The organism is Streptosporangium sp. NPDC087985, assembly GCF_044741965.1.
Taxonomy (GTDB): Bacteria; Actinomycetota; Actinomycetes; order Streptosporangiales; family Streptosporangiaceae; genus Streptosporangium.
The window spans coordinates 225903-247429 of record NZ_JBIUTQ010000001.1 but is presented as its reverse complement, the minus strand read 5'-3'; the positions used below and the strand labels follow the sequence as shown (position 1 = coordinate 247429).

Below are 21527 nucleotides of genomic sequence, written 5' to 3'. Positions count from 1 at the left end.
CCTTCCCCTCTGATGGTCACGCTCGTTGTGGCCCCCGTCGGCTCCGCGGCTCCGGCCTGGCGGCCGCGCCCCGCCTCTGGGCCCCGGCTCACCGCTCCATACCGTCGCCCTCCCCGTTGTGCTCTCCGTCCGACCGGCCGCGTCGCCACCCCGTCTGCAGGGAACTCAGCAGCGCTCGTGCTTCCTCCGGTGACCGCTCCTCCTCCGGTTCGGCTGCCAGGGAGGGCGCCTGCCGCAACTGCGGCGAGATGTTCGCCTGGCGCACCCGGCGGGGCAGCCCGCCGTGGCCGCGCCGCTGCGACGTCTTCCACAGGTCCGCGGGGACGGGCACCAGGGGCTCCGCGGCTCTCCCGGGCTCCGCCGGTCCGGCGGGCTTGACGATCTCCCGCAGCACCGGCTCCTCCGGCTCGACCTGCTCCGGATCGCCCAGCAGGGACTCCGGCAGCAGGATAACCACGCCGGTCCCGCCGTACGGCGAGGGCCGCAGCGTCACGCCGACCCCGTACCGCGCGGCCAGCAGGCCGACCACCGCGAAACCCAGCCGGTCGGTCTCGGCCGGGTCGAGCTCCGGCGGGCTGGCCAGGCGCTCGTTGATCGCGGCACGCTTCTCGGGGGTCAGCCCGAGCCCCCTGTCCTCGATCTCGATCGTGAAACCGCGCCCCACGAGCTCCCCCCGGACCGACACCTCGCCCCCGGGCGGGGAGAAGATCGTGGCGTTCTCGATGATCTCGGCGAACAGGTGCATCATGTCGGCCACCGCGCCGCCGGCCAGGGTGGTGCCGGACATCGGGTAGATCCGCACCCGGGCGTAGTCCTCGACCTGGGCGGCCGCGCCGCGCAGCACGTCCTCCATCAGGACCGACGAGCGCCACTTGCGGCCCGCGGCGCCGCCGGAGAGGATCACCAGCCCCTCGGCGTGGCGGCGCATGCGGGTGGTGAGGTGGTCGAGCCGGAACAGGTTCTCCAGCGCCTCGGGGTCCTCGGCCTGCTTCTGCATCCCGTCGAGCAGCTTGAGCTGGCGCTGCAGCAGGGACTGGCTCCGCCGGGCGAGGTTGCGGAAGGACTGGGCGATGCCCTCACGGAGCCTGGCCTGCTCCACGGCGGAGTCCACCGCGCGGTGCTGGACACTGTCGAAGGCGGCGGCGACGTCGTGCACCTCGGCCGTGCTGCCCAGCGGCTGCAGCAGGGGCGCCTCGGCCGCCATGTCCACCCGCTCGCCCCTGCGCAGCTTCTCCATGACCCGCGGCAGCCGTACCTCCGCGAGTTCCGTGGCGGCCCGTCGCAGGCCGGCGAGTTCCCGGGTGAGCCCGCTGCCCACCCGGTAGGAGACCAGCAGCGACGCGATCACCGCGACGAGCCCGAGCACGCCGGCGATCCCGGCTCTGGCGAAGGTCTCCACGGCGGCCGGCGTCGCCCGGTCGTAGAGGGCGATGCCGGCCGCCGTCACGGATCTCTGGTAGGCGGCTTCCAGCTCATCGCTGGTGGCCCGCCATTCGGTGGGCGACACGGCGACGCCGGCCAGCAGGCGCTCCTCCAGGCCGGTGAACCTGGCGTACAGCCGCGAGTCGGTCAGCTCGTCGAAGGGCCGGCGCAGCGCCGGTTCCAGCTCCGGCAGCCCCTGGTCCATGAGGAAGAGCCGCTTGGCGGAGAGCTGCGTGAACAGGCGTAGCTCGCCGGCCGGCAGGGGGCGGCCGCGCGCCAGCGACCCGGCCGCGAGCGCCCGCTCACGGCCGAGGAAGTCCTTGGCGTAGGTAATCATGGCGAGACTGCGCGACTGCCGGTAGAGCGGCAGGTCGTGGCCGAGGCTTACGGTGGTGAAGAGCCGGTTCAGGGCGTCGGGCACCAGGGAGAAGGCGTTGGAGAGCGCGACCGGCCCGATCCGGCCGTTGTCGACCTTGGCTCGGACCGTGTCGAGCGCGTTCACCTGGTCCATCAACTCGTTGAAGCGGACCCGGGTCTCCGCGGTCATGGCCGACTGGGCCGCGTCGGAGGTGGCCGCCTTCCGGAAGCGTTCGCGGGCCTGGTCGGTGACGACGCGCTGCCCGGCGAGGGTGGCGTGGTCGGCGTCCGAGCGACCGGCCAGATACTCGGCCGACAGCAGGTGCTCCCGTTGGAGGGCGCTGCTCAGCGTGTCACCCGGTCCGCCGAAGGAGCCGTACAGCGTGGTGACGTCGAGCAGGCTCACCGAGGCGCCGACCGTGACGGTGGCTGCGAAGCCCCAGAGGGCGACCAGCGAGGTCAGGGGGATGGCCACCAATACCGAGATCTTGAACCGGATGGACTTGCTCGATGCCATGTCACCTCTACGGTCCGGTCTCGGAGCGCCGGCGGCGGAGGCCTCCGGACGATCTCTAGATCGCCGACGAGGATAGCACTGAATTGTAGTGGTATTCGTATCCTATTTGTGACCTGTCATGAAATAGTCATGGTGCGAGACAAGTCCGCTCAGAGCGGCGCCCTGGCCACCCCGGAGGGAGCGCCGCAGCGGTGGCCAGGGCGTAGGACGGACCGTCAGCTCCCGCCGTGGGTCCGGCCGTCGCGGACCTCGGCGTAGCGGGCTCTCACGGCCGGCGTGGCGTCGGCCTCGAAGCGCTCCGCCCCGGCCGTCTCCCAGGCGGGGGGCTCGTCGCCACCGCTGAGCAGCCAGGCGGCCTGCCTGGCCGCCCCGTCCGCGACGTACTCCCCCGGCTGAGAAACGACCACGGGCCGTCCGAAGACCGCCGGGGCGATCCGCCGTACGGCCTCCGACCGGGCACCGCCCCCGATGAGCAGCACCCGCTCCGGGTCCAGCCCGAGGGCGTCGAACGCGTCGGCCAGGTGGCAGAGCATGCCCTCCACCGCCGCCCTGGCCAGATGGGCGGGGGTCGAGGTGCCCAGGGTCAGGCCGTGCAGCGACCCGGTGGCGTCGGGCAGGTTCGGGGTCCGCTCTCCCTCCAGGTAGGGCACGCAGACCAGGCCGCCCGCGCCGGCCGGGGCCTCCAGGGCGAGCTGCCCGAGCCGGTCGAGGTCGACCCCGAGCAGCCGGGCGGCAGCGTCGAGCACCCGCGCCGCGTTGAGCGTGCACACCAGCGGCAGGAACCGCCCGGTGGCGTCCGCGAACCCGGCCACGGCGCCCGAGGGGTCGGCGCTCGGGCTCTCGGCGACCGCGAACGCCGTCCCCGACGTGCCGATCGACACGACCACGTCCCCCGGCAGCGCCCCGACGCCGAGGGCCGCGGCCATGTTGTCCCCCGTCCCGGGGGCGAGCCGGACCGGCGGCCGGCCGCCGCCGGGGACGCGCAGCTCACCCGCCGGATCGCGGGGCCCCAGCACGCGCGGCAGCTCGGGGACGGCGCCGAAGGCCGCCTTGAGGAGATCGGTCCGGTAGGAGCCGGTCGCGGGCGACCAGTATCCGGTCCCGGACGCGTCACCCCGGTCCGTGACGAACTCCCCGCCCAGCCGCCAGGTGAGCCAGTCGTGCGGCAGGCACACCCTCGCAGTACGGCGGGCGTTGCCGGGCTCGTGCTCGGCCAGCCAGCGGAGCTTGGTCACCGTGAACGACGCGACCGGCACGCTGCCGACCGCCTCGGCCCACCTCACCGGCCCGCCCAGCTCCTCCACCAGATCCCGGGCGGCCCCGGCCGAGCGGGTGTCGTTCCACAGCAGCGCGTCCCGCACGACGGCGCCGGAGGAGTCCAGGCAGACCATGCCGTGCTGCTGGGCGCCGACGCTCATGGCCGCGACACCGTCCAGGCCGCCCGCCCGCGTGATCGCCTCCTGGAGCGCCGACCACCAGGCGGCCGGATCGACCGCGGTCCCGTCCGGATGGGCGGCGCGCCCCTGCCGCACCAGGGCGCCCGTCTCGGCGTCCCTGATCACCACCTTGCAGCTCTGGGTCGACGAGTCGACCCCGGCCACGAGGGTCATCCGCGGACCCCGAGGAGGTGCTCCATCGCGAGCTGGTTCAGCCGGGAGAAGTGGAAGCCGCGCGCGGCGGCCCCGTCGAGGTCGAAGTCGTCACCGTGCAGGTCCGCCAGCGTCTCGTCAGGGGCCAGCGTGGGCTCGGACAGTTCGGCGACCCTGCTCTCGGCCAGCGCCTCGGCGACCTCGGGGTCGGCACGGAAGGCCTTCACCTTCTCCTTCAGGATCAGGTAGGTGCGCATGTTGGCCGCGGCCGAGACCCAGACGTCCTCGGCGTCCTCGGTGCGCAACGGCTTGTAGTCGAAGTGCCGGGGACCGTCGTAGCCGCCGCTCTCCAGCAGGTCCACCAGGAAGAACGCGTTCTTCACATCACCGTGGCCGAAGACCAGGTCCTGGTCGTACCTCGTGCCGTGCTGGCCGTTCAGGTCGATGTGGAAGAGCTTGCCGTGCCAGAGCGCCTGCGCGATGCCGTGCGCGAAGTTGAGCCCGGCCATCTCCTCGTGGCCGACCTCGGGGTTGAGACCGACCCGCTCGGAGTGCTCCAGCTCGCCGATGAACGCCAGCGCGTGGCCGACGGTCGGGAGCAGGATGTCACCGCGTGGCTCGTTCGGCTTGGGTTCGATGGCGAACCTGATGTCGTAGCCCTTGTCGATCACGTAGGAGGTGAGCAGGTCCATGCCCTCCTTGTAACGGCTGAGCGCGGCCCTGATGTCCTTGGCGGCGCCGGACTCGGCACCCTCCCGGCCGCCCCAGCAGACATAGGTGGTCGCACCGAGCTCGGCTGCCAGGTCGATGTTGCGTATCACCTTGCGCAGGGCGTAGCGGCGGACCTCGCGGTCGTTGCTGGTGAAGGCGCCGTCCTTGAAGACCGGATGGGTGAACAGGTTCGTGGTGGCCATCGGGACCTTCAGCCCGGTCTCCGCCAGGGCCTTCTTGAAACGCTCGACGGCCCTGTCCCGGTCCGGCTCGACGGCCAGCAGGTCGTCGTCATGGAAGGTGACGCCGTACGCGCCGAGCTCGGCGAGCCGGTGGACGCTCTCCACCGGGTCGAGCGGGGCCCGGCTCGCGTCTCCGAACTGGTCACGGGCGGGCCAGCCGACGGTCCACAGCCCGAAGGTGAAGCGGTCCTCGGGCCTGGGCGTGTAGTCGCTCATGCGCAGTCCTCCAATTTAATCCACTTTGTGGACTTAATATGGGACGAGATGGTGAGATCGTCAAGAGGTGGGTGTTTCATGACGCAGGCCGTACGCCACGACTCGATGCGCGCCCGCAACCTCGGCGTGGTCCTCGGTGAGGTCCGCCGGAGCGGGCCGATCACCCGTGCGGCGCTGGCCGAGATCACCGGACTGACCAAGACCACGGTGTCCAAGATGGTCGGCGACCTGCTCGACGCGGGCATGGTCACCGAGTCGGGCGCGCTGCGGGACGGCGAGCGGGGACGGCCGGGCACGGCGGTCAGCCTCAGCGGGGACCGGGTCGCGGCCCTCGGCCTGGAGATCAACGTCGACTACCTGTCCGCGTCCGTCGTGGATCTCACGCTCTCGGTGCGACTGCGTTGTACACAGGCTGTGGACAACAGGACGGCCTCACCTGTGGAAACCCTTGCTCACCTGCAAGAACTTGCCCACAGGGTTGTGGATGAAGCCCACTCGAAAGGCCTCACCATCGCCGGATCCACCCTCGCGGTCCCCGGCCCTGTGGACGACGGGCTCCTGCACGCCGCCCCGAACCTCGGCTGGCACGACGTCCGTGTGGACGACCTGCTGGACTTCCCCGTGACCGTGGAGAACGAGGCCAACCTCGCCGCACTGGGCGAACTCTGGTTCGGTTCCGGCACCGGCGACTTCCTCCACGTGTCCGGGGAGATCGGCATCGGCGCCGGCCTGGTGGTCGGCGGCACCCTGTTCCGCGGCGCCCGGGGCCTGGCCGGAGAGCTCGGCCACGTGATCGTCTCCCCCGACGGTCCCCCCTGCCGCTGCGGCGGCCGGGGCTGCCTGGAGCAGTACGCGGGCCAGGAGGCCCTCCTGCGGGCCGCCGGCCTCGGCGGGGTGCCCGAACTCGTGGAGCGTCTCCGGGCGGGTGAGCCCGGCGCGCTGCGCGCCTGCGAGCGCGCCGGGCGGGCACTCGGCGTCGCGCTCACCTCCGCGGTCCACCTGATGGACCCCGGGACGGTCGTGCTGGGCGGCATCTTCGCCCCGCTGTTCCCGTGGATCCACGGCCCCGCCCACGACACGATGACCGCCCGGCTGGCCGGGATGCGCCATGCCGTCCCCGAGCTCACGGTCTCCCGGCTCGGCGGCGACGCCGCGACCCTTGGTGCCGCCGGGCAGGTCATCCACCAGATCATCGCCGACCCCGGAGCCCACCTGACCGCAGCCCGTACGGCCCCCGCCCCGCGCTGACCTATCGGGCCCATGGTTACAGACCGGACGGGTCCCGGCCCACGCTGATCTCCTCGGCTATCCGCCGGAGCCCCTGCTCGTCCAGGCCAGGCACGTCGACCAGCCGTCGGCGGAGCACGGCGATCACCTGGGGCACGGCCGCTCCGGCATATCCCACCGCGATCTCGTGAACGGTCCTGAAGAGCACGCGGTTCGCCTCGTGCTCGGCGTCCGTCCGGAGCAGAGAAGCCTCAGTCATGCCCGCGTCTCCCTGTTGAGTCGGAACGATCGGTGGCAACGCTACGACGGGCGACCGACAGTTCGCGGGAGACCCGCTCAGGGTGCCGTTTCCCTCAGCACCGCCGTACAGATCCCGGCGAGCTGACGGACCTGCTCGGGGGTGAGCCGGTCGAAGAGGCTCTGCCGTACCGCCTCGACGTGACCGGGCGCGGCCGCGGCGAGCACCGCGAACCCCTCGTCGGTGAGGACCGCCCAGCTCACGCGCCTGTCGGCGGCACAGGGCTCGCGCCGCACCCAGCCCCGCTCCTCCAGCCGGGCCACCGCGTGGGAGAGCCGGCTCTGCGAGGAGTTGACCTCCGTCGCGAGCTCGCTCATCCGCAGCATGCGGTCCGGCGCCTCCGACAGTTTCACCAGCACCGCGTAGTAGGCGTGCGGCATGCCGGAATCCCGTTGCAGCTGCCGGTCCAGCTCCTCCTGGACGAGCTGCGAGGCCGCCAGGAACGCGCGCCAGGTGCACTGCTCGTCATCGTCCAGCCATCGCGTCACGACATCAGTTTACTTGAACTCTCAAGGAAGTGGAGGTAATGTACTTGAGAGTTCAAGTTTTATGGGAGGAACCATGCCGGTCCAACGGCTCAACCACGCGGTCCTGTTCGTGCGCGACGTCGAGCGCAGCGTCGCCTTCTACCAGGAGGCCCTCGGCTTCAGGGTCGTCATGGGCGCGCGGGGCGCCGCGTTCCTGCAGGCCTCCGGCTCCACCAACGACCACGACCTCGGCCTGTTCGAGCTCGGCGCCCAGGCCGGCCCCTCCGGCGCCGGACGCTCCACCGTCGGGCTCTACCACCTGGCCTGGGAGGTGGACACCCTGGAGGAGCTGGAGCGGATCGCACTCAAGCTCGGCGAGCTGAACGCGCTGGTCGGCGCCTCGGACCACTCCACCACCAAGGCCCTGTACGCCAAGGACCCCGACGGCCTGGAGTTCGAGGTGTCCTGGCTGGTCCCGGCCGACCTGCTCACCGAGGAGCTGCTGAGCGGGCGCAGCAGCATCAAGCCCCTCGACCTCGCCAGGGAGAAGGAGCGCTACGGCGCGCGGACCCGCGGCGGCCTCGGAGTCTCGATCCCCGTCTGACCGCCCCGCCCGGAACTCACGCCGTTCCGGGGCGTCTCCGCGAGACGGCCACGCCGGCCAGGCAGAGCAGGCCCCCGGCCAGGGTCAGCAAGCCGGGGATCTCGCCAAGGACGATCCAGGCCATCAGCACCACCAGGGCGGGGACGACGTAGGTCGTGGCACCCATCCTGCCCGCGGTGGTGCGGGCGAGGGCGTAGGCCCAGGTGGTGAAGGCCAGAGCCGTCGGAAAGACACCCAGGTAGAGCACGTTCAACGTCGCGGACAGCGGCGCGGTCCCGAGCTGCGACACCAGCTCGCCCGCGAACGGCAGGCAGGCCACCATCCCGACGAAGCAGCCGAAGGTGGTGACCTGCAACGCCGAGGCGTGCCTCAGCGCGGGCTTCTGGCAGACCACGCCACCGGCGTAGGTCACCGCCGCGAACAGGCAGAGCAGGACTCCGACGATCGACGCGTGGCCGCCGCCGGACATCGACACCCCCACCACGACGGCACCGGCGAACGAGACCGCCATCCCCGCCATCAGAAGGGGCGGGAACCCCTCCCTGAGCAGCCAGCCACCGAGGAGCGCGATCACGATCGGGCCGACGTTGACGACCATTGCTGCGGTCCCCGCGTCCACCTCCTGCTCGCCCCAGTTCAGGACGACCATGTAGAGGCCGAACCAGAGGATCCCCGACCCCAGGATGCCGGGCCAGGCGGCGCGCGGCGGCAGCCCCTCGCCCCGCACCAGCCAGATGGCACCGAGCACCACCGAGCCCGCCAGCAGTCGGCCCAGGGCCAGGGCGCCGGGAGAGAAGTCCTGCGCGGCGCTGCGGATGGCCACGAAGGCCGAGGCCCACAGCAGCACGGTGACGCCCGCCGCCACGAGCGCCCGGCGGTCTGCCCGAGTCTCCGCCGTCATGATTTGTTCCATATGCGGAACTTTAGGGCCCGGGTCACTCCCCGACGATCGCCCGGAGAGCGGCGACGTGGGCGCGGTAGGCGGCACGGCCGGCATCGGTGAGCTGGAGCCACACCCGCTGCCGGGTGTCGCGGGTGGCCTTGCGCTGCCTGACGTAACCGGCCTCGATCAGCACGCTCACGTGCTTGCTGAGCACGGAGGCGCTGACGTCGAGCCGCTCCTGGACGACGCCGAACTCCGCCTCGGTCACCGCGTCCAGCAGGGCGCAGACGCGCAGCCGGTTCGGCGCGTGGATCGTCGCGTCGAAGCCGTCGGCGGCCTCACGCGCGACCGTCATGCCTGCCTCCGGACACGCCGCCGGTGGTAGTGACCGAGGCCGAGAACGGCGCTCCCGCCCACCACGGCCGCCACGATCCATCCCCACTCCTGGCCGTAGCCCAGGTCGAGCACGGCGGCGGCACCGTAGATGAGCACGAGAGGCACCACCGCGGGCCACACCTCACGCCCCCTGGCCTGTCGCCAGAACCCGACCTTGTTGATGTACACGCGTACCGTCATCCCCATCCCCGCCGCCACGATCAGGGCCACCACCACCGTGGCGGTCGTCGGCAGCAGCTGGCACAGTGCGGTCCCGGCGACCAGGAGGGCCAGGATGGTTGTGTACCACCCCGGCATGGGGACGCTGTCGAGTGAGGATCGGGCCTGCTCCACCTCGCGGAGCGCGGCGCTCGCCTCTTCGGGGGTCGGACGGGGGGCGGGATCGCCGGATCCGGCGTGTGTTTCCATACCGGAAAGCGTGTCACTGACTTTCCAACACGTCAACTCATGATTTTCCGATACGGAAAGAGATGAGGGCGGTCCGGACCGGAGGAGAAGGTGTCGGTCCAGTTCGGGGCGGGAATCCTCCCCTTCGGACATCCGCCTCGCTCCGGAAGCGCTTCAGCGGAGAGGACACGCCACGACGTGATGAAAGTCCCAGAGGCCCGACCGGGAGGAGACAGCCGTGGAGCCGTTCCCGGGCGGTAGGTTGCCCCCGGACGACGTCGTCGTCGCGGCGCTGCGCGCCGGGGACGAAACGATGTTCGCGGCACTGCTGGACACCTGGTCACGGGGGATGCTCTGGCTGGCCCGCTCGCACGTGTCCACCAACGACTCGGCGGAAGAGATCGTGCAGGACACCTGGCTGGCGGTGATCCGGGGAATCGACGGCTTCGAGGGCCGCTCGTCGGTCAAGACCTGGGTCTACCGGATCCTGGTCAACACGGCCAAGAAGCGGGGGGTGCGCGAGAACCGCACGGTCCCGTGGAGCAGCGCTTTCGAGCAGGAGAGCCCGACGGTCGACCGTTCGCGTTTCCAGGGCGCGGGCGACCCCTTCCCCGGACACTGGAAGGAGTTCCCGTCCGCCTGGCCGACTCCGGAGGGCGAGGTGCTCGCCGCGGAGGTGCGCGGCCGGATCGGGGCGGCCCTGGCCGAGCTGCCGCCCAGGCAACGGGCGGTGATCACACTCCGCGATGTCGAGGGGTGCACGTCCGAGGAGGTCTGCGAGATCCTGGAGATCTCCGCGGCCAACCAGCGTGTCCTGCTGCATCGCGCCCGCGCGTCGGTGCGCGGGCGGCTGGAGGAGTATTTCGAGACGGCGAGGCGGTCGGCGTAGTGGAATCAGTGCAGCACCGAGAAGGTAAGGCGGTCAGCGTCGTGAAGCGGTTCAGCTGCGACGAGTTGGTGGAACTCGTCACCGCCTACCTGGAGGGCGGGCTCGACGAACCCACGGGCGGCCGGTTCGAGGAGCACCTCGGCGACTGCGAGGGCTGCAGGCGCTACCTCGGCCAGTTCCGCACCACCGTCGTCACCCTTGGCGAGCCGCAGCCCGGAGGGCTGCCCGGCGAAACACGCGAGCGGCTACTGTCCGCCTTCCGCGACCGGGGACGTTCCTGAGCCGAGGAAGGCCCCGCACAATCTTCTGAGCGTCCGATCCGGAATGACGCCGGTCCTGAGGCAGCCGAGGACCTCGACCGTCGCCCGGATCTGCTCCAGGCGGCCGGAGCACCCGGCGCATGCGGACAGATGGGCTTCGAGGCATCGCCGCCGACCGGCGGGGAGAGCCCCTTCGAGATAGTCCGTGACGAGCCCCACGGCCTCGCGGCAGTCGGCCGATCGCCCCCGGCGTGACCCGGCTCGCATCATCCCCACCCGTGTTCCATACGGCGTAGTGCCGTCTGCGGATCGATCCGTTACACCCGGCCGTCCGCTGTAACGCTGGCGCGACTCACGGGTCTATAGATCCGTACACATCGGACGGAAGGGGCACGATGACCGAGCTGGCCGCCGAGGACACCCTGGTCCGCGACGTCTCGGATGTGGAGGACTTCGCCCGAGGCTGCTTCCGCGGTTCCACCGGGGATCAGGTGGGAGTCGAGCTGGAGTTCCTGGTCTTCGACCGTACGGCCCTCACCCGCCAGGTCCCGGTGGCCAGGACCGCCGAGGCGCTGCCACCTCTGCCCGGCGGGAGCCGGGTGACCTTCGAGCCGGGCGGCCAGCTTGAGCTCTCCGGGCCGGCTGGTCCGCTGCCTGACGCGATCGCCCGCCTCGCCGCCGACGTGGACGCCACCCGCGCGGCCCTGTGGAAGGCGGGCCTGGTGCTGGCCGGGGTGGGCCTCGACCCGGTACGGCCGGCACGGCGGCAGCTGCGCCTGCCCCGCTACGAGGCGATGGCCGCGTTCCTCGGCGCGCCGTACGGGGCACTGATGATGTGCTCGACGGCGTCCGTCCAGATCAACCTGGACCTGGGCGAGAGACCCGCGGTGCGATGGGAACGCGCGCACCTGCTGGGGCCCGTCCTGCTGGCCGCCTTCGCCAACTCGCCGCTCAGCGAGAACCGGCCGTGCGGGTGGATGTCCGGCCGCCAGGCGGTTTGGGAGAACCTCGACCGCACCCGGACGGCTCCCCTCCCCGCGGCCGGCGACCCGGCCGCCGCCTGGGCGGAGTATCTACTCGACGCCCGGCTGATGCTCGTGCGCGAGAACGAGCAGCGGTTCCGTGTCGTCCGCGACGGCTCGACCTTCCGCGACTGGCTGGCCGCGCCCGCGCGCCCGCCGACCCTGGTGGACCTGGCCTACCACGCCACGACGATCTTCCCTCCGGTACGGCCACGTGGCTGGCTGGAGATCCGTTACCTCGACGCCCAGCACCCGGCTGACTGGCCGGTGTGCGTGGCGGTGATCCACGCCCTCGTGATGGACGACCACGCGGCGGACGCGGCGATGGCCGCGGTCGAACCGTACGCGGCGACGTGGCCGCGGGCGGCACTCCACGGTCTAGCGGATCCCCGGCTGCGGAGGGCCGCCGAGACCTGTTTCCGGGCCGCCCTCGCGGCGATGCCCCGCCTGGGTGTCACCCCGGCCCTGACCCGCGAGGTGGCCGCGTTCGCCGACCGTTATGTGACACCCGGCCGCTCACCGGCCATGGACCTGCTGGATCTGGCGAAAGGGCCGGCGCGGCGCCTGTCGGCCTGGCTGACCGAGGAGGGGCGAACATGAACGACCTCAAGGAGCGGATCGCCGCCGAACTGGTCGCGGCGCGGAACCGGTCGCTGACCTACACCGACGCCGACGACGATCTGCTGGTCAGGCAGCACTCGCCGCTGATGTCACCGCTGGTGTGGGACCTGGCGCACGTGGGCAACTACGAGGAGCTCTGGGTGCTGCGGGAGGCCGGCGGGATCACCCCGCTCCGGCCCGAGATCGACGACCTGTACGACGCGTTCAAGCACCCCCGCAAGGACCGCCCGAGCCTGCCCATGCTGGGACCGGTCGAGACACGCCGCTACATCAAGGGCGTGCGTGGCCGGGTGCTGGACATCCTGGACACGATCGACCTGCACGGCCCCGACCCGCTCCAGCGGGACGGCTTCGTCTTCGGCCTGGTGATCCAGCACGAGCACCAGCACGACGAGACGATGCTCGCCACCCTGCAGCTGTCGGGGGAGCCCGGCCTGGTCAGCGACGGCGCCCTGCCGCCCGGCAGGGCCACCGGGGAGGAGGAGGTGTTCGTCCCCGAGGGCCCCTTCCTGATGGGCACCGACACCCAGCCGTGGGCCTACGACAACGAGCGCCCCGCCTACCGGGTCCACCTGCCCGGCTACTGGATCGACCGGTTCCCCGTCGGCAACGGCGCCTACATCGCCTTCATCGAGGACGGCGGCTACGACGACCCACGCTGGTGGATTCCGGAGGGCTGGCGGTGGCTGCAGGAGAACCACGTCACCGCCCCGCTGTTCTGGACCAGGGAGGGCCGCGCCTGGTGGCGTACCCGTTTCGGCCGGCCCGAGCCCGTGCCCATGGACGAGCCCGTCCAGCACGTGTGCTGGTACGAGGCCGACGCCTACGCCCGCTGGGCCGGCAGGCGGCTGCCCACCGAGGCCGAGTGGGAGAAGGCCTGCGGCTGGGACGCGGCGGCCGGACGGGCGCGGACGTACCCGTGGGGTGACGACGCTCCCGGACCCGGCCGGGCGAACCTCGGCCACCGGGCGGCCCGGCCCGCGCCGCTCGGCGCCTTCCCCGCCGGGGCGAGCCCCTGCGGCGCCGAGCAGATGATCGGGGACGTGTGGGAGTGGACCGACTCCCGGTTCCTGCCCTACCCCGGCTTCCGCAGCTTCCCCTACCGGGAGTACAGCGAGGTCTTCTTCGGCGGGGACTACCGGGTGCTCCGTGGCGGGTCCTGGGCGGCCGACCCGGCCGCGGTCCGCACGACGTTCAGGAACTGGGACCATCCGATCCGCCGGCAGATCTTCTCCGGTTTCCGCTGTGCCCGCTCCGCCTCCTCGGAGGAGGTGTAGATGTGCCGTCACGCGGCCTGGCTGGGTGCGCCCCGCAGCCTCACCTCGCTGATCCACGAGCCCGAGTACGGCCTGCTCCGGCAGTCCTACGCCCCGCGCCTGCAGCGCCACGGCGCGTTGAACGCCGACGGCTTCGGCGTCGGCTGGTACGACGCCAACGGCACGGAACCCGTCCGCTACCGTCGCGCCATCCCCATCTGGACGGACGCCAACCTGCCCGGCCTCGCGCGGATCGCCCGCTCGGGATGCCTGCTGGCCGCCATACGGTCGGCGACCGTTGGCATGCCGATCGAGGAGACGGCGACCGCGCCCTTCACCGACGGGCCGTGGCTGCTCAGCCACAACGGCCGCGTCGCGCGGGAGGCGGTGCGAGGTCTCGCCGACAGCGCGGAGAGTCCCTGCGACTCGGCATGGCTGGCCGCCGCGGTGTTCGCACGGCGGCGCGCGGGCCACCCGCTCGGCGACGCGCTGGCGGAGGTCGTCATCCACGCCGGAACGGAGGATCCCAAGGCCCGTCTGAACCTGCTCGCCTGCGACGGGACGTCGATCGCGGCGACCGTCTGGGGCGACACGCTCTTTCTCCATCTCGACGACGGCGTGCTCGTGGCGAGCGAGCCACTGGACGACCGGCCCGGCTGGCAGGCCGTACCGGAGCGGACCCTGGTTCTCGCCTCACCTGACGGGGTGCGCATCCAGCCCCTGTGACCCAGCGGAGCGAGGTCACAGGCAGACACAGCATCGTGATCACGGACCGGCGAGCCGCCAGGCGAGAGGGGCCGTGACCCATCGACTCAGGAGGACCCGTGTCCGTCAGCCAGTCAGCCGTACACCTGGTCAGCCATCTCGAACACGACTACCTGCGCCAGGCACTCGAACACGACGTCCGCACCGGTCTGACGTCTAAACCCAAGTGGCTCCCGCCCAAGTGGTTCTACGACGCGGCGGGCAGCGACCTGTTCTCCCAGATCACCCGGCTTCCGGAGTACTATCCGACCCGCCGCGAGCTGACCATCCTGCGCAGGGAGGCGCTGGACATCGCGGCACGCAGCGGCGCGGACACCCTGGTCGAGCTCGGCTCGGGAACCAGCGAGAAGACCGTCCTGCTGCTCGACGCCCTCTCCGTGACGGGGACACTGCGCACCTACACCCCGGTGGACGTCGATGCCGTCACCCTGGGTGACGCCGCACGGCGGCTCGCCGGCCGCTACCCCGGCCTGGCCGTGCGGGCGGTCTGCGCCGACTTCGAGCGCCATCTGGCGCTGCTGCCCCGCCGAGGGCGGCGGATGGTGGCCTTCCTCGGCGGCACGATCGGCAACCTCGATCCGGAGGCGCGCGAGGTGTTCCTGAAGGAGCTGCGCAACACCCTCCGTCCCGGCGACACCTTCCTGCTCGGGGCCGACCTGGTCAAGGACACCGGGCGACTGATCGCGGCCTACGACGACGCGGCCGGGGTGACCGCCGCCTTCAACCGGAACGTCCTGCACGTGATCAACCGGGAGCTGGAGGCCGACTTCGAACCTGACGCCTTCGAGCACGTCGCGCTGTACGACGAGCGGAACGACTGGATCGAGATGCGGCTGCGCGCGACCCGCGCCATGCGCGTGCGGATCGGCGGCCTCGACCTGGCCGTCTCCTTCACCTCCGGGGAGGAGATGCGCACCGAGATCAGCGCCAAGTTCCACCCCGAGGGCCTGCGGCGGGAGCTCACCGCGGCAGGGTTCACGGTGATCAGCCTCTCCACCGATCCCACCGGCGACTTCAGCCTCGTCCTGGCCGGCGTGTGATCGCCGGGCGCGGCGACGTCGACCGGATCACGGCAGGGGCGCGGGACGCGCTGGGCGAGGCCGGTTTCGCCACCGCGTGAAAACCACTCTGCCCGCGAGACGACCCTCTCGCGGACGGGGAGGACGTCACCGGTCGGCCCAGGCACGTCCTCGACCGGACAGGCGGGGGCGGCAGCAGTGCGTGCCAGGCCTCAGCCGACCTTCTTGCCCTCCGCGGTCACCGCGTACCACTCGGCACCGAAGCTTTCGATGTCGTTCCCCGTGGTGTCGCCGGCCTTCTTGTCCTTGACGTAGTAGTAGAGCGGGTGGTGGTTGTAGGTCACCTGCGTCTTGCCGTCCTCCCGCTTGATGGTGTCGAGCAGGTCCGCCTTGACGCCGTTGCCGGCCTCGGGCTTCCCTTCCGTGAGGTACGGCGGCCATACCATCGCGCAGGCGTCCGAACACGATGACTTGCCGTCCTTGTCCTTCTTGAAGAGGTAGAGCGTGCGGCCCTCCTCACCCACCAGGACTTTTCCGATCTTCGTGTCTCCCAGCTCGACCATGGCCCTGCCCGATGGCATACCGGACTCGGTGGGACTGCCCGATGGCGTACCGGACTCGGTGGGAGTCGCGTACGGGGTGAGCGACGCGTGGGCCTGGTCCGCGGCGACCAGGTCGGCCGCACCCCCCTCACTGGCACTACCGCATCCAGCCACGGACAGGCTGAGCGCGAGCACGCCAGCATGGAGCAACTTCCTCATCTCCGGCCTCCAGGAAGAGTGGGACCAACACTCCTGCCAAGGAGACACGCGACCGCGCCACTCCGCAGGCACGACACGGACCGCTTGAACATGCCTTTGCCCGACGGGGCAAGCAGCCCTGATCACCGCGACGGCGGCGTCCCCTCGATCTCGCTGGCGCTGTCCGCTCGGGCGGGTAGGAGCAGGGCGGTGACGACCACGGCCACGGACAGCACCGCGCCGATGATGAAAGCCAGCCGCATGCCGTCGAGGTTGGCGAGCGCCTCCGTGGCTCCCGCGGATCTCAGGGCATCGGCTCGCGCGCTCATCACGGTGATCACGAGCGCGGTGCCGATGGCCGCGGAGACCTGCTGCAACGTGCTCAGGATCGAGCTGGCGTGGGAGTAGAGCGGCGGTGGAACCGCTCCGAGCCCGAGGGTGAACACCGGGGTGAAGGTCGCGGCCAGACTCACCATCAGCAGCGCGTGCAGACCGAGGAGCTGCCAGAACGGCATGGTCATCGTGACCTGGGTGAAGCCGGTGAGCGCGAGCGTGATCCCGATCGCGCCAGGGATGACCAGAACCCGGCCGCCGAACCGGTCGAACAGGCGGCCGACGGTCGGACCGAGCAGCCCCATCGCGAGGCCGCCCGGCATCACGAGGAGTCCGGTCTGCAGGGCGCTGAGCTCGCGGACGTTCTGCAGGTACAGCGGCAGCAAGATCATCGAGCCAAGCATCGCCATGAAGGCCACCGACATCATGATCAGCGCGACCGTGTAGGTGCGGTAGCGCAGGGTACGCAGGTCCAGCAGCGGCACGCCGCACTTCTGCAACGACAGCTGGCGGACGACGAAGACGACGATGGCCACCAGGCCGGCCGCCACGATCGCGGCGGCGACGCGGACGTCACCACCCTCGAACCAGCTGAGCCCGTAGACCAGGCCGCCGAAGCCGGCGGCGGCGGTCACCACGCTCAACCAGTCGATGGTGCTGACCTGGGGCTCCCCGACGTTCTCGAGCTGCTTCAGGCCGCGCCATGTGATCACGGCGGCGATGGGGAGCACCACGGCGAACAGCAGCCGCCAGGACCCGAACTGGAGGATCACTCCCGAGACCGTCGGGCCCATGGCGGGCGCGACCGAGATGGCCAGGGAGACGTTGCCCATCACCCGGCCCCGGTCCTCCTCGGGCACCACCTGCATCAGCGTGGTCATCAGCAGCGGCATCATCACAGCCGTCCCGGACGCCTGGATGATGCGAGCGCCCAGCAGCACCTCGAACGACGGCGCGACGGCGGCCAACGCCGTGCCGAGCAGGAACAGGCCCATCGCGGTGCTGTACGCGCTGCGGGTGGACACCCGCTGCAGGAACCATCCGGTGATCGGGATGACAGCGGCCATGGTCAGCATGAAGGCGGTCGAGAGCCACTGTGCGGTCTGCTCGGTGATGTGCAGCGCGCCCATCAGCCGCGGGATCGCGTTGATCATGATCGTCTCGTTGAGGATGACCACGAATGTGGCGAGCACCAGCAGCCGGATCACGGCCGGGGTGCGACCGGAAACGGCGGTCGCGGGCTTGGCGGGTGAGTCGAGCTGTGGGCTGAGCACGGGACCTCGATCGGAGTTGTCGGACATGACGTGGTCATGGCTGGCATCCCAGCCCTGGGTCTCACAAGAAGTTGTGGTCATGCAAAGTCTGACCGGCACCACCGACAAAACTCATCGCCCGCCCCCAGCATTCCGGCAGGTGACGCGAAATGTCACCCGATTTTCACCGGCGGACGACGATCTCCAGATCGCGCGAAGGAGCAACCGAATCGCTCTATGATCTGGGCGAACACCTCGCACACCACACGCCCCGAGGGCTGGGTCACCACGGTAGCGAGCACCACGGACCGGGAAGGGTCATCGATCCCGAGTGACCAGCTTGCACCTGCGGTCGAACAACCTGATGATCCTCTGCGGTAAGGAACGGCTATCGATCAGCCAGGCCGACAGCCGCCTCATGGGTGCCGGCGTGTGCCCGATACTTCATAATGACCACGCTCGAAGGGTGATGGGAGCCAACCGGGAGCCCCCTGTTAGCAAGGGTGTTAGCAAGAAGCTCGAACGATCAAGAAACCAAGAAGGCCCCCGATGGCGTAATGCCTGCTCAGGGGCCTTCTTGCATGTGTGCGGCCGGAGGTACTCGAAACCCCAACCTTCTGATCCGTAGTCAGATGCTCTATCCATTGAGCTACGGCCGCTCGCTGCGTAAGTAATCATAGCGGGTCTCGAGCCGTGCCTCGAACCACTTAACGGATGCATCCCCGACAGACTCCTCGATGATCGGCACGACGGCGTGGCGCGACATCATCCGTCCGCCCGGGTTTCCTAACGTGCTGCAATGAGACGGCGTATGACGATCACCGTTGGCGTGGCCGTACTGGCACTGGCGGTGGCCACACCCGCGATGGCCGGCCCCCGGCACCCGGATTTCGGCCGCGCCACGCTGGCCGGGTTCGCCTCCCTGCCCGCCCGGACGTCCGTACCCGGCAGCGAGCCGTCGGGCGCCCGGCTTGGCACGGCCCCGGTCAACGGGGTGACCCCGCCGTTCGCCGCACAGCCGGTGCAAGGTTTCAGCGGCATCGTGCGCCGGGACGACGGCACCTTCGACGTGTTGTCTGACAACGGGTACGGCGCCAGGAAAAACAGTTCCGACTTTCTGCTGCGCGTGCACCGGATCAAGCCCGGCTTCCGGCAGGGCAGGATCGAGGTGCTGGGCGGCTTCGACCTGAGTGACCCTGACCGTCATGTGACCTGGCCGCTGACCCGGACCGACCGTAAGCTGACCGGCGCTGACTTCGACGTGGAGTCGATCGTGCGGATCTCCGACGGGACCTACTGGATCGGCGACGAGTTCGGCCCGTTCCTGCTGCACTTCTCGGCGTCCGGCAGGCTGCTGGAAGCTCCGATCTCGCTGCCTGGCGTGAAGGCACCGGAGAACCCGCTCCTGAACGGCGGCAAGCCGAATCTGGGCCGGAGCAAGGGCTTCGAGGGCATGGCCCGCTCGGTTGACGGCCGTACGCTGTACCCCCTGCTGGAGGGCACCGTGAAAGGCGACCCGGCGGGGAGCCTGCGGATGCACGAGTTCGACCTGCGCAAGAGGGCCTACACCGGCAAGCGATGGATCTACCGGCTGGAGAGCCCCGGCAACGGGGTCAGCGACATGACCGCGGTGGACCGGCACCGGTTCCTGGTCATCGAGCGGGACGATCTCGACGGTGACGCGGCGAAGACCAAGAAGATCTACCTCGTGGACACCCGCGGCGGCAAGGACCTGCGCAAAACCCTCGTCGCCGACCTGCTCGACCTGGCCAACCCGCGTGGGCTGGGCGGCTTCGGGAAGACCTTCCGCTTCCCGTTCCGGACGGTCGAGGACGTCGTGATCCTCGACGACCGGACCCTCGGCGTCCTGAACGACAACAACTTCCCGTTCTCCGCCTGCCGTACGCCGGGCAAGCCCGACGACAACGAGTTCATCACCGTACGGCTGTCACACCCGCTCCAGGCCGACGCGCACGTCTACACGTGACGGGCTGAATCTCCACCAAGCACCCTCATCGCATATTAATTCTATCTAATTCGATGATGCGCCTTGAAAGTGCAGCCCATCACGGAAAGCGAAGGGCGGGGCATTTTTACGCCGCCGCGACGCGCATTTAACTTTCGTTAACCGAATAAATGCACTGTCACGTCGGCCAACGGGTACCTTCCAACTATCACCGCCACAGCAGTCCACCCAAGTCCGATCCGTCGGAATGGCAAATGATATGGAATTCAATGCAATGACCTCTAACGGCAACCTGGGGGTTCCAGGCCCCCGGCCCGGCAAGCGGATTCGGGTCTGGGTCGTCGCGACGACATTAATCAGCGCATTTCTTGCAGTATCGGACCAGGTACCGGCCGGCGCCACCACCGGTAATTCCGAGGCCACCCAACAGCACCTGAGCTCCCTCAGCGGCGAGGTGGCTCTGCGTCAGTATTCCGTCAGTGCTTTCAGGAAGCCGGAGACCGGAAAACGAGACGGCCGCAAGAACGGCCACCCCAAGCAGTCCAAATGCCCGCGCGGTCCGCAGGGTCCGCGGGGACTCCCAGGCACCCCGGGACCGCAGGGCCTCCAGGGACCACTTGGCCCTCAGGGGCTGGGGTCGAGCATCGCCATGGCGTTCCAGGGCAGCCTCACGTTCATCGGAGCCGTCAGGAGTGACGGAGCGACATTCATCCGGGACCTGCGGACGGTGCCCCGCTGGGTCGACATCTCGTCACTGGCGAACTATCCCGGCGGAGTGGCCGCCGTGGCCCTGGCCGGCATGGGCAATGACATTCATGTCACGGTGCGGAGCGCGGGCGAGATCGCCTACACCCGATGCACCGTCCAGCCCACTCCGGGAACCCCCGGAAATCCGGCCTGGCCGGAAAACTGCACCCCCTTCGTCAACCTGACCCCGCCGAACTGAGACCTGCGGGCTCAACAGACGGTGTACGGAACCGTCGCCACCGGCGGCCCCGACGGGCGCCTGCCACTGCTCCGGTCCGACGAGCTCACCTGGGTGTATCGGGACAGGCCATCCCCGGCGGGTACGGACCTGCTCGCTCTCCCTGCCCGGCTATCCGGGTGTGGCCTACGTCGCCGGACAAACGCAAACGTGCCAGGCCGTGCGGAGGCACCTCATCCACGAGCGCGGCTGGCCACGCGGCACGGTTCTGGTCAAAGCGTTCTGGGCACCCGGGAAACGGGGCCTGGACTGACACGGCGTCGCCCGGCACCGGCGACACTCTCGCTTCGAACGTCGTGGCGTCGATCCGCGAGCCGATGGAGCGCATGGGCCAGTCCAGCACGCAAGCCGCGATGAGCTATCGGCATCCGAAGAGCAGAAAGGCCCTCTCCCGAAACTCTGGAGAGGGCCTCTGACCTGCGGAGGCTCGGGGATTTGAACCCCGGATGGGCTGTAGACCCAAACCGCATTAGCAGCTCGGGGCGCCATCGTTCAGGACGGTCCCACCTGGACCAACGCCCGTCGGCGATCCTTCTGGAACGGACTGGTACGGCGGTGAACTGCAACCCAAACTGCAACCCAAACTGCAACCCAAACTGCAACCCCGTACAGGGTCTTCACCCTGCCTTCGGTCGCCGCGTCCTCCGGCACTCACATGTGCGGATGTCACTCAGCCGGCTGGCGTTGCCTTTTCCCGATCTTCCGCACCAACCACACAACGAAGGCCACGAGTCCCAGCAGGACGGACAAGCCGATGAGTGGCGCGAAACGGCCACTCAGCACGTCCACCAGCCACGGCAAGTCGAACAGCACGGATATTCCGAAGATCACACCGAACCCGATCAACCCAAAGACCATCATGAAGGCGAACCCTGTAGCTGCTTCCCGCAGGCGGCCCGTCCGGCACCTTTCGTCGTTTAACCCGATTCTGTCTGGTAACAGGCGAGGGTGCATGACCGTCGGTAAGCGGGTTCGTGGTCAAAACCGAACGGGAGTAGCGACCCACGCGGAGTGAGCAGGGCGCCGGTGGCCGGCGAACCGCTGAAGTACAGCACGCGCTGTGTGACGGCTCGAACTCCTGACATCCTGCTTGCAAAACGGC

Annotated in this window: 23 protein-coding genes and 1 tRNA gene; 11 read left to right on the top strand and 13 right to left on the bottom strand. The window is 69.9% G+C overall.

The window, feature by feature from the left end:
• Nucleotides 1–88 precede the first annotated feature (88 nt).
• The 3 genes from ACIN94_RS01290 to xylA all read right to left on the bottom strand — a co-directional run bounded on the left by ACIN94_RS01290 (nucleotide 89) and on the right by xylA (nucleotide 5054).
• Nucleotides 89–2296 carry a nitrate- and nitrite sensing domain-containing protein gene (locus ACIN94_RS01290; RefSeq protein ID WP_400697940.1) on the bottom strand — a complete coding sequence of 736 codons (2208 nt, stop codon included), beginning with the start codon at nucleotides 2294–2296 and terminating at the stop codon, nucleotides 89–91.
• Between the two features lie 215 nt (nucleotides 2297–2511).
• Nucleotides 2512–3906 carry a xylulokinase gene (gene xylB / locus ACIN94_RS01285; protein ID WP_400697937.1) on the bottom strand — a complete coding sequence of 465 codons (1395 nt, stop codon included), beginning with the start codon at nucleotides 3904–3906 and terminating at the stop codon, nucleotides 2512–2514.
• A complete protein-coding gene (gene xylA / locus ACIN94_RS01280; RefSeq protein WP_400697934.1) occupies nucleotides 3903–5054 on the bottom strand; it encodes a xylose isomerase in 1152 nt (383 codons plus the stop codon). The genes xylB and xylA overlap by 4 nt, the downstream gene beginning before the upstream one ends.
• Nucleotides 5055–5132: 78 nt before the next feature.
• Here xylA and ACIN94_RS01275 point away from each other — a divergent pair, with 78 nt between their 5' ends.
• Nucleotides 5133–6302, top strand: coding sequence for an ROK family protein (locus ACIN94_RS01275; RefSeq protein WP_400697931.1), 1170 nt, complete (start codon nucleotides 5133–5135; stop codon nucleotides 6300–6302).
• A gap of 16 nt (nucleotides 6303–6318) precedes the next feature.
• On the opposite strand, the gene ACIN94_RS01270 is transcribed toward ACIN94_RS01275, so the two are convergent.
• The gene (locus ACIN94_RS01270) at nucleotides 6319–6540 is read right to left on the bottom strand and encodes a hypothetical protein (protein ID WP_400697928.1); all 222 of its coding nucleotides are present in this window, start codon (nucleotides 6538–6540) and stop codon (nucleotides 6319–6321) included.
• 77 nt (nucleotides 6541–6617) lie between these two features.
• Nucleotides 6618–7067, bottom strand: a complete 450-nt coding sequence (locus ACIN94_RS01265) for a MarR family winged helix-turn-helix transcriptional regulator (protein WP_400697925.1) — start codon at nucleotides 7065–7067, stop codon at nucleotides 6618–6620.
• Nucleotides 7068–7140: 73 nt separating this feature from the next.
• Between ACIN94_RS01265 and ACIN94_RS01260 the strand changes: the two genes are divergently transcribed.
• A complete protein-coding gene (locus ACIN94_RS01260) occupies nucleotides 7141–7650 on the top strand; it encodes a VOC family protein (protein WP_400697922.1) in 510 nt (169 codons plus the stop codon).
• A gap of 16 nt (nucleotides 7651–7666) precedes the next feature.
• Here the strand turns inward: ACIN94_RS01260 and ACIN94_RS01255 are convergent, their stop codons facing one another.
• From ACIN94_RS01255 to ACIN94_RS01245, 3 genes are read right to left on the bottom strand one after another with little or no spacing between them, the layout of a single operon-like run.
• The gene (locus tag ACIN94_RS01255) at nucleotides 7667–8563 is read right to left on the bottom strand and encodes a DMT family transporter (RefSeq protein WP_400697919.1); all 897 of its coding nucleotides are present in this window, start codon (nucleotides 8561–8563) and stop codon (nucleotides 7667–7669) included.
• A 22-nt stretch (nucleotides 8564–8585) separates the two neighbouring features.
• Nucleotides 8586–8888, bottom strand: a complete 303-nt coding sequence (locus tag ACIN94_RS01250) for a transcriptional regulator (protein WP_400697917.1) — start codon at nucleotides 8886–8888, stop codon at nucleotides 8586–8588.
• A complete protein-coding gene (locus ACIN94_RS01245; protein ID WP_400697914.1) occupies nucleotides 8885–9337 on the bottom strand; it encodes a hypothetical protein in 453 nt (150 codons plus the stop codon). Before ACIN94_RS01245 ends, ACIN94_RS01250 begins: the two co-directional genes overlap by 4 nt.
• A 217-nt stretch (nucleotides 9338–9554) precedes the next feature.
• On the opposite strand from ACIN94_RS01245, the gene ACIN94_RS01240 reads away from it, so the two are divergent.
• The gene (locus tag ACIN94_RS01240; RefSeq protein ID WP_400697911.1) at nucleotides 9555–10205 is read left to right on the top strand and encodes an RNA polymerase sigma factor; all 651 of its coding nucleotides are present in this window, start codon (nucleotides 9555–9557) and stop codon (nucleotides 10203–10205) included.
• A gap of 41 nt (nucleotides 10206–10246) precedes the next feature.
• On the top strand, nucleotides 10247–10486 hold the full coding sequence (locus ACIN94_RS01235; RefSeq protein ID WP_400697908.1) for an anti-sigma factor family protein: 240 nt from the start codon (nucleotides 10247–10249) through the stop codon (nucleotides 10484–10486).
• On the opposite strand, the gene ACIN94_RS01230 is transcribed toward ACIN94_RS01235, so the two are convergent.
• Entirely contained in the window at nucleotides 10451–10732 is a 282-nt protein-coding gene (locus ACIN94_RS01230; RefSeq protein WP_400697906.1) for an anti-sigma factor family protein, read from the bottom strand. The genes ACIN94_RS01235 and ACIN94_RS01230 overlap by 36 nt on opposite strands.
• Before the next feature lie 128 nt (nucleotides 10733–10860).
• Here ACIN94_RS01230 and egtA point away from each other — a divergent pair, with 128 nt between their 5' ends.
• From egtA to egtD, 4 genes are all read left to right on the top strand, one after another.
• Nucleotides 10861–12087, top strand: coding sequence for an ergothioneine biosynthesis glutamate--cysteine ligase EgtA (egtA, locus tag ACIN94_RS01225; RefSeq protein WP_400697903.1), 1227 nt, complete (start codon nucleotides 10861–10863; stop codon nucleotides 12085–12087).
• The gene (gene egtB / locus ACIN94_RS01220) at nucleotides 12084–13385 is read left to right on the top strand and encodes an ergothioneine biosynthesis protein EgtB (protein WP_400697900.1); all 1302 of its coding nucleotides are present in this window, start codon (nucleotides 12084–12086) and stop codon (nucleotides 13383–13385) included. Before egtA ends, egtB begins: the two co-directional genes overlap by 4 nt.
• A complete protein-coding gene (gene egtC, locus ACIN94_RS01215) occupies nucleotides 13386–14090 on the top strand; it encodes an ergothioneine biosynthesis protein EgtC (RefSeq protein ID WP_400697898.1) in 705 nt (234 codons plus the stop codon). It abuts the gene before it with no gap.
• A gap of 98 nt (nucleotides 14091–14188) precedes the next feature.
• Complete coding sequence (gene egtD, locus ACIN94_RS01210) at nucleotides 14189–15169, top strand: L-histidine N(alpha)-methyltransferase (RefSeq protein ID WP_400697896.1); 981 nt, start codon at nucleotides 14189–14191, stop codon at nucleotides 15167–15169.
• 191 nt (nucleotides 15170–15360) lie between these two features.
• On the opposite strand, the gene ACIN94_RS01205 is transcribed toward egtD, so the two are convergent.
• From ACIN94_RS01205 to ACIN94_RS01195, 3 genes are all read right to left on the bottom strand, one after another.
• On the bottom strand, nucleotides 15361–15909 hold the full coding sequence (locus ACIN94_RS01205) for a hypothetical protein (protein WP_400697893.1): 549 nt from the start codon (nucleotides 15907–15909) through the stop codon (nucleotides 15361–15363).
• 122 nt (nucleotides 15910–16031) lie between these two features.
• On the bottom strand, nucleotides 16032–17522 hold the full coding sequence (locus ACIN94_RS01200; protein ID WP_400697891.1) for an MDR family MFS transporter: 1491 nt from the start codon (nucleotides 17520–17522) through the stop codon (nucleotides 16032–16034).
• Between the two features lie 538 nt (nucleotides 17523–18060).
• Nucleotides 18061–18133: transfer RNA gene (locus ACIN94_RS01195), tRNA-Arg, on the bottom strand.
• A 152-nt stretch (nucleotides 18134–18285) separates the two neighbouring features.
• On the opposite strand from ACIN94_RS01195, the gene ACIN94_RS01190 reads away from it, so the two are divergent.
• The 3 genes from ACIN94_RS01190 (at nucleotide 18286) to ACIN94_RS01180 (ending at nucleotide 20678) form a co-directional block, all read left to right on the top strand.
• A complete protein-coding gene (locus tag ACIN94_RS01190; protein ID WP_400697888.1) occupies nucleotides 18286–19461 on the top strand; it encodes an esterase-like activity of phytase family protein in 1176 nt (391 codons plus the stop codon).
• A gap of 628 nt (nucleotides 19462–20089) precedes the next feature.
• Complete coding sequence (locus ACIN94_RS01185; RefSeq protein WP_400697886.1) at nucleotides 20090–20386, top strand: hypothetical protein; 297 nt, start codon at nucleotides 20090–20092, stop codon at nucleotides 20384–20386.
• Between the two features lie 97 nt (nucleotides 20387–20483).
• Nucleotides 20484–20678, top strand: a complete 195-nt coding sequence (locus ACIN94_RS01180) for an SIP domain-containing protein (RefSeq protein WP_400699917.1) — start codon at nucleotides 20484–20486, stop codon at nucleotides 20676–20678.
• Between the two features lie 413 nt (nucleotides 20679–21091).
• Here the strand turns inward: ACIN94_RS01180 and ACIN94_RS01175 are convergent, their stop codons facing one another.
• Nucleotides 21092–21271: a hypothetical protein gene (locus ACIN94_RS01175; RefSeq protein WP_400697884.1), complete on the bottom strand. Its 180-nt coding sequence runs from the start codon at nucleotides 21269–21271 to the stop codon at nucleotides 21092–21094.
• Between the last annotated feature and the right edge of the window lie 256 nt (nucleotides 21272–21527).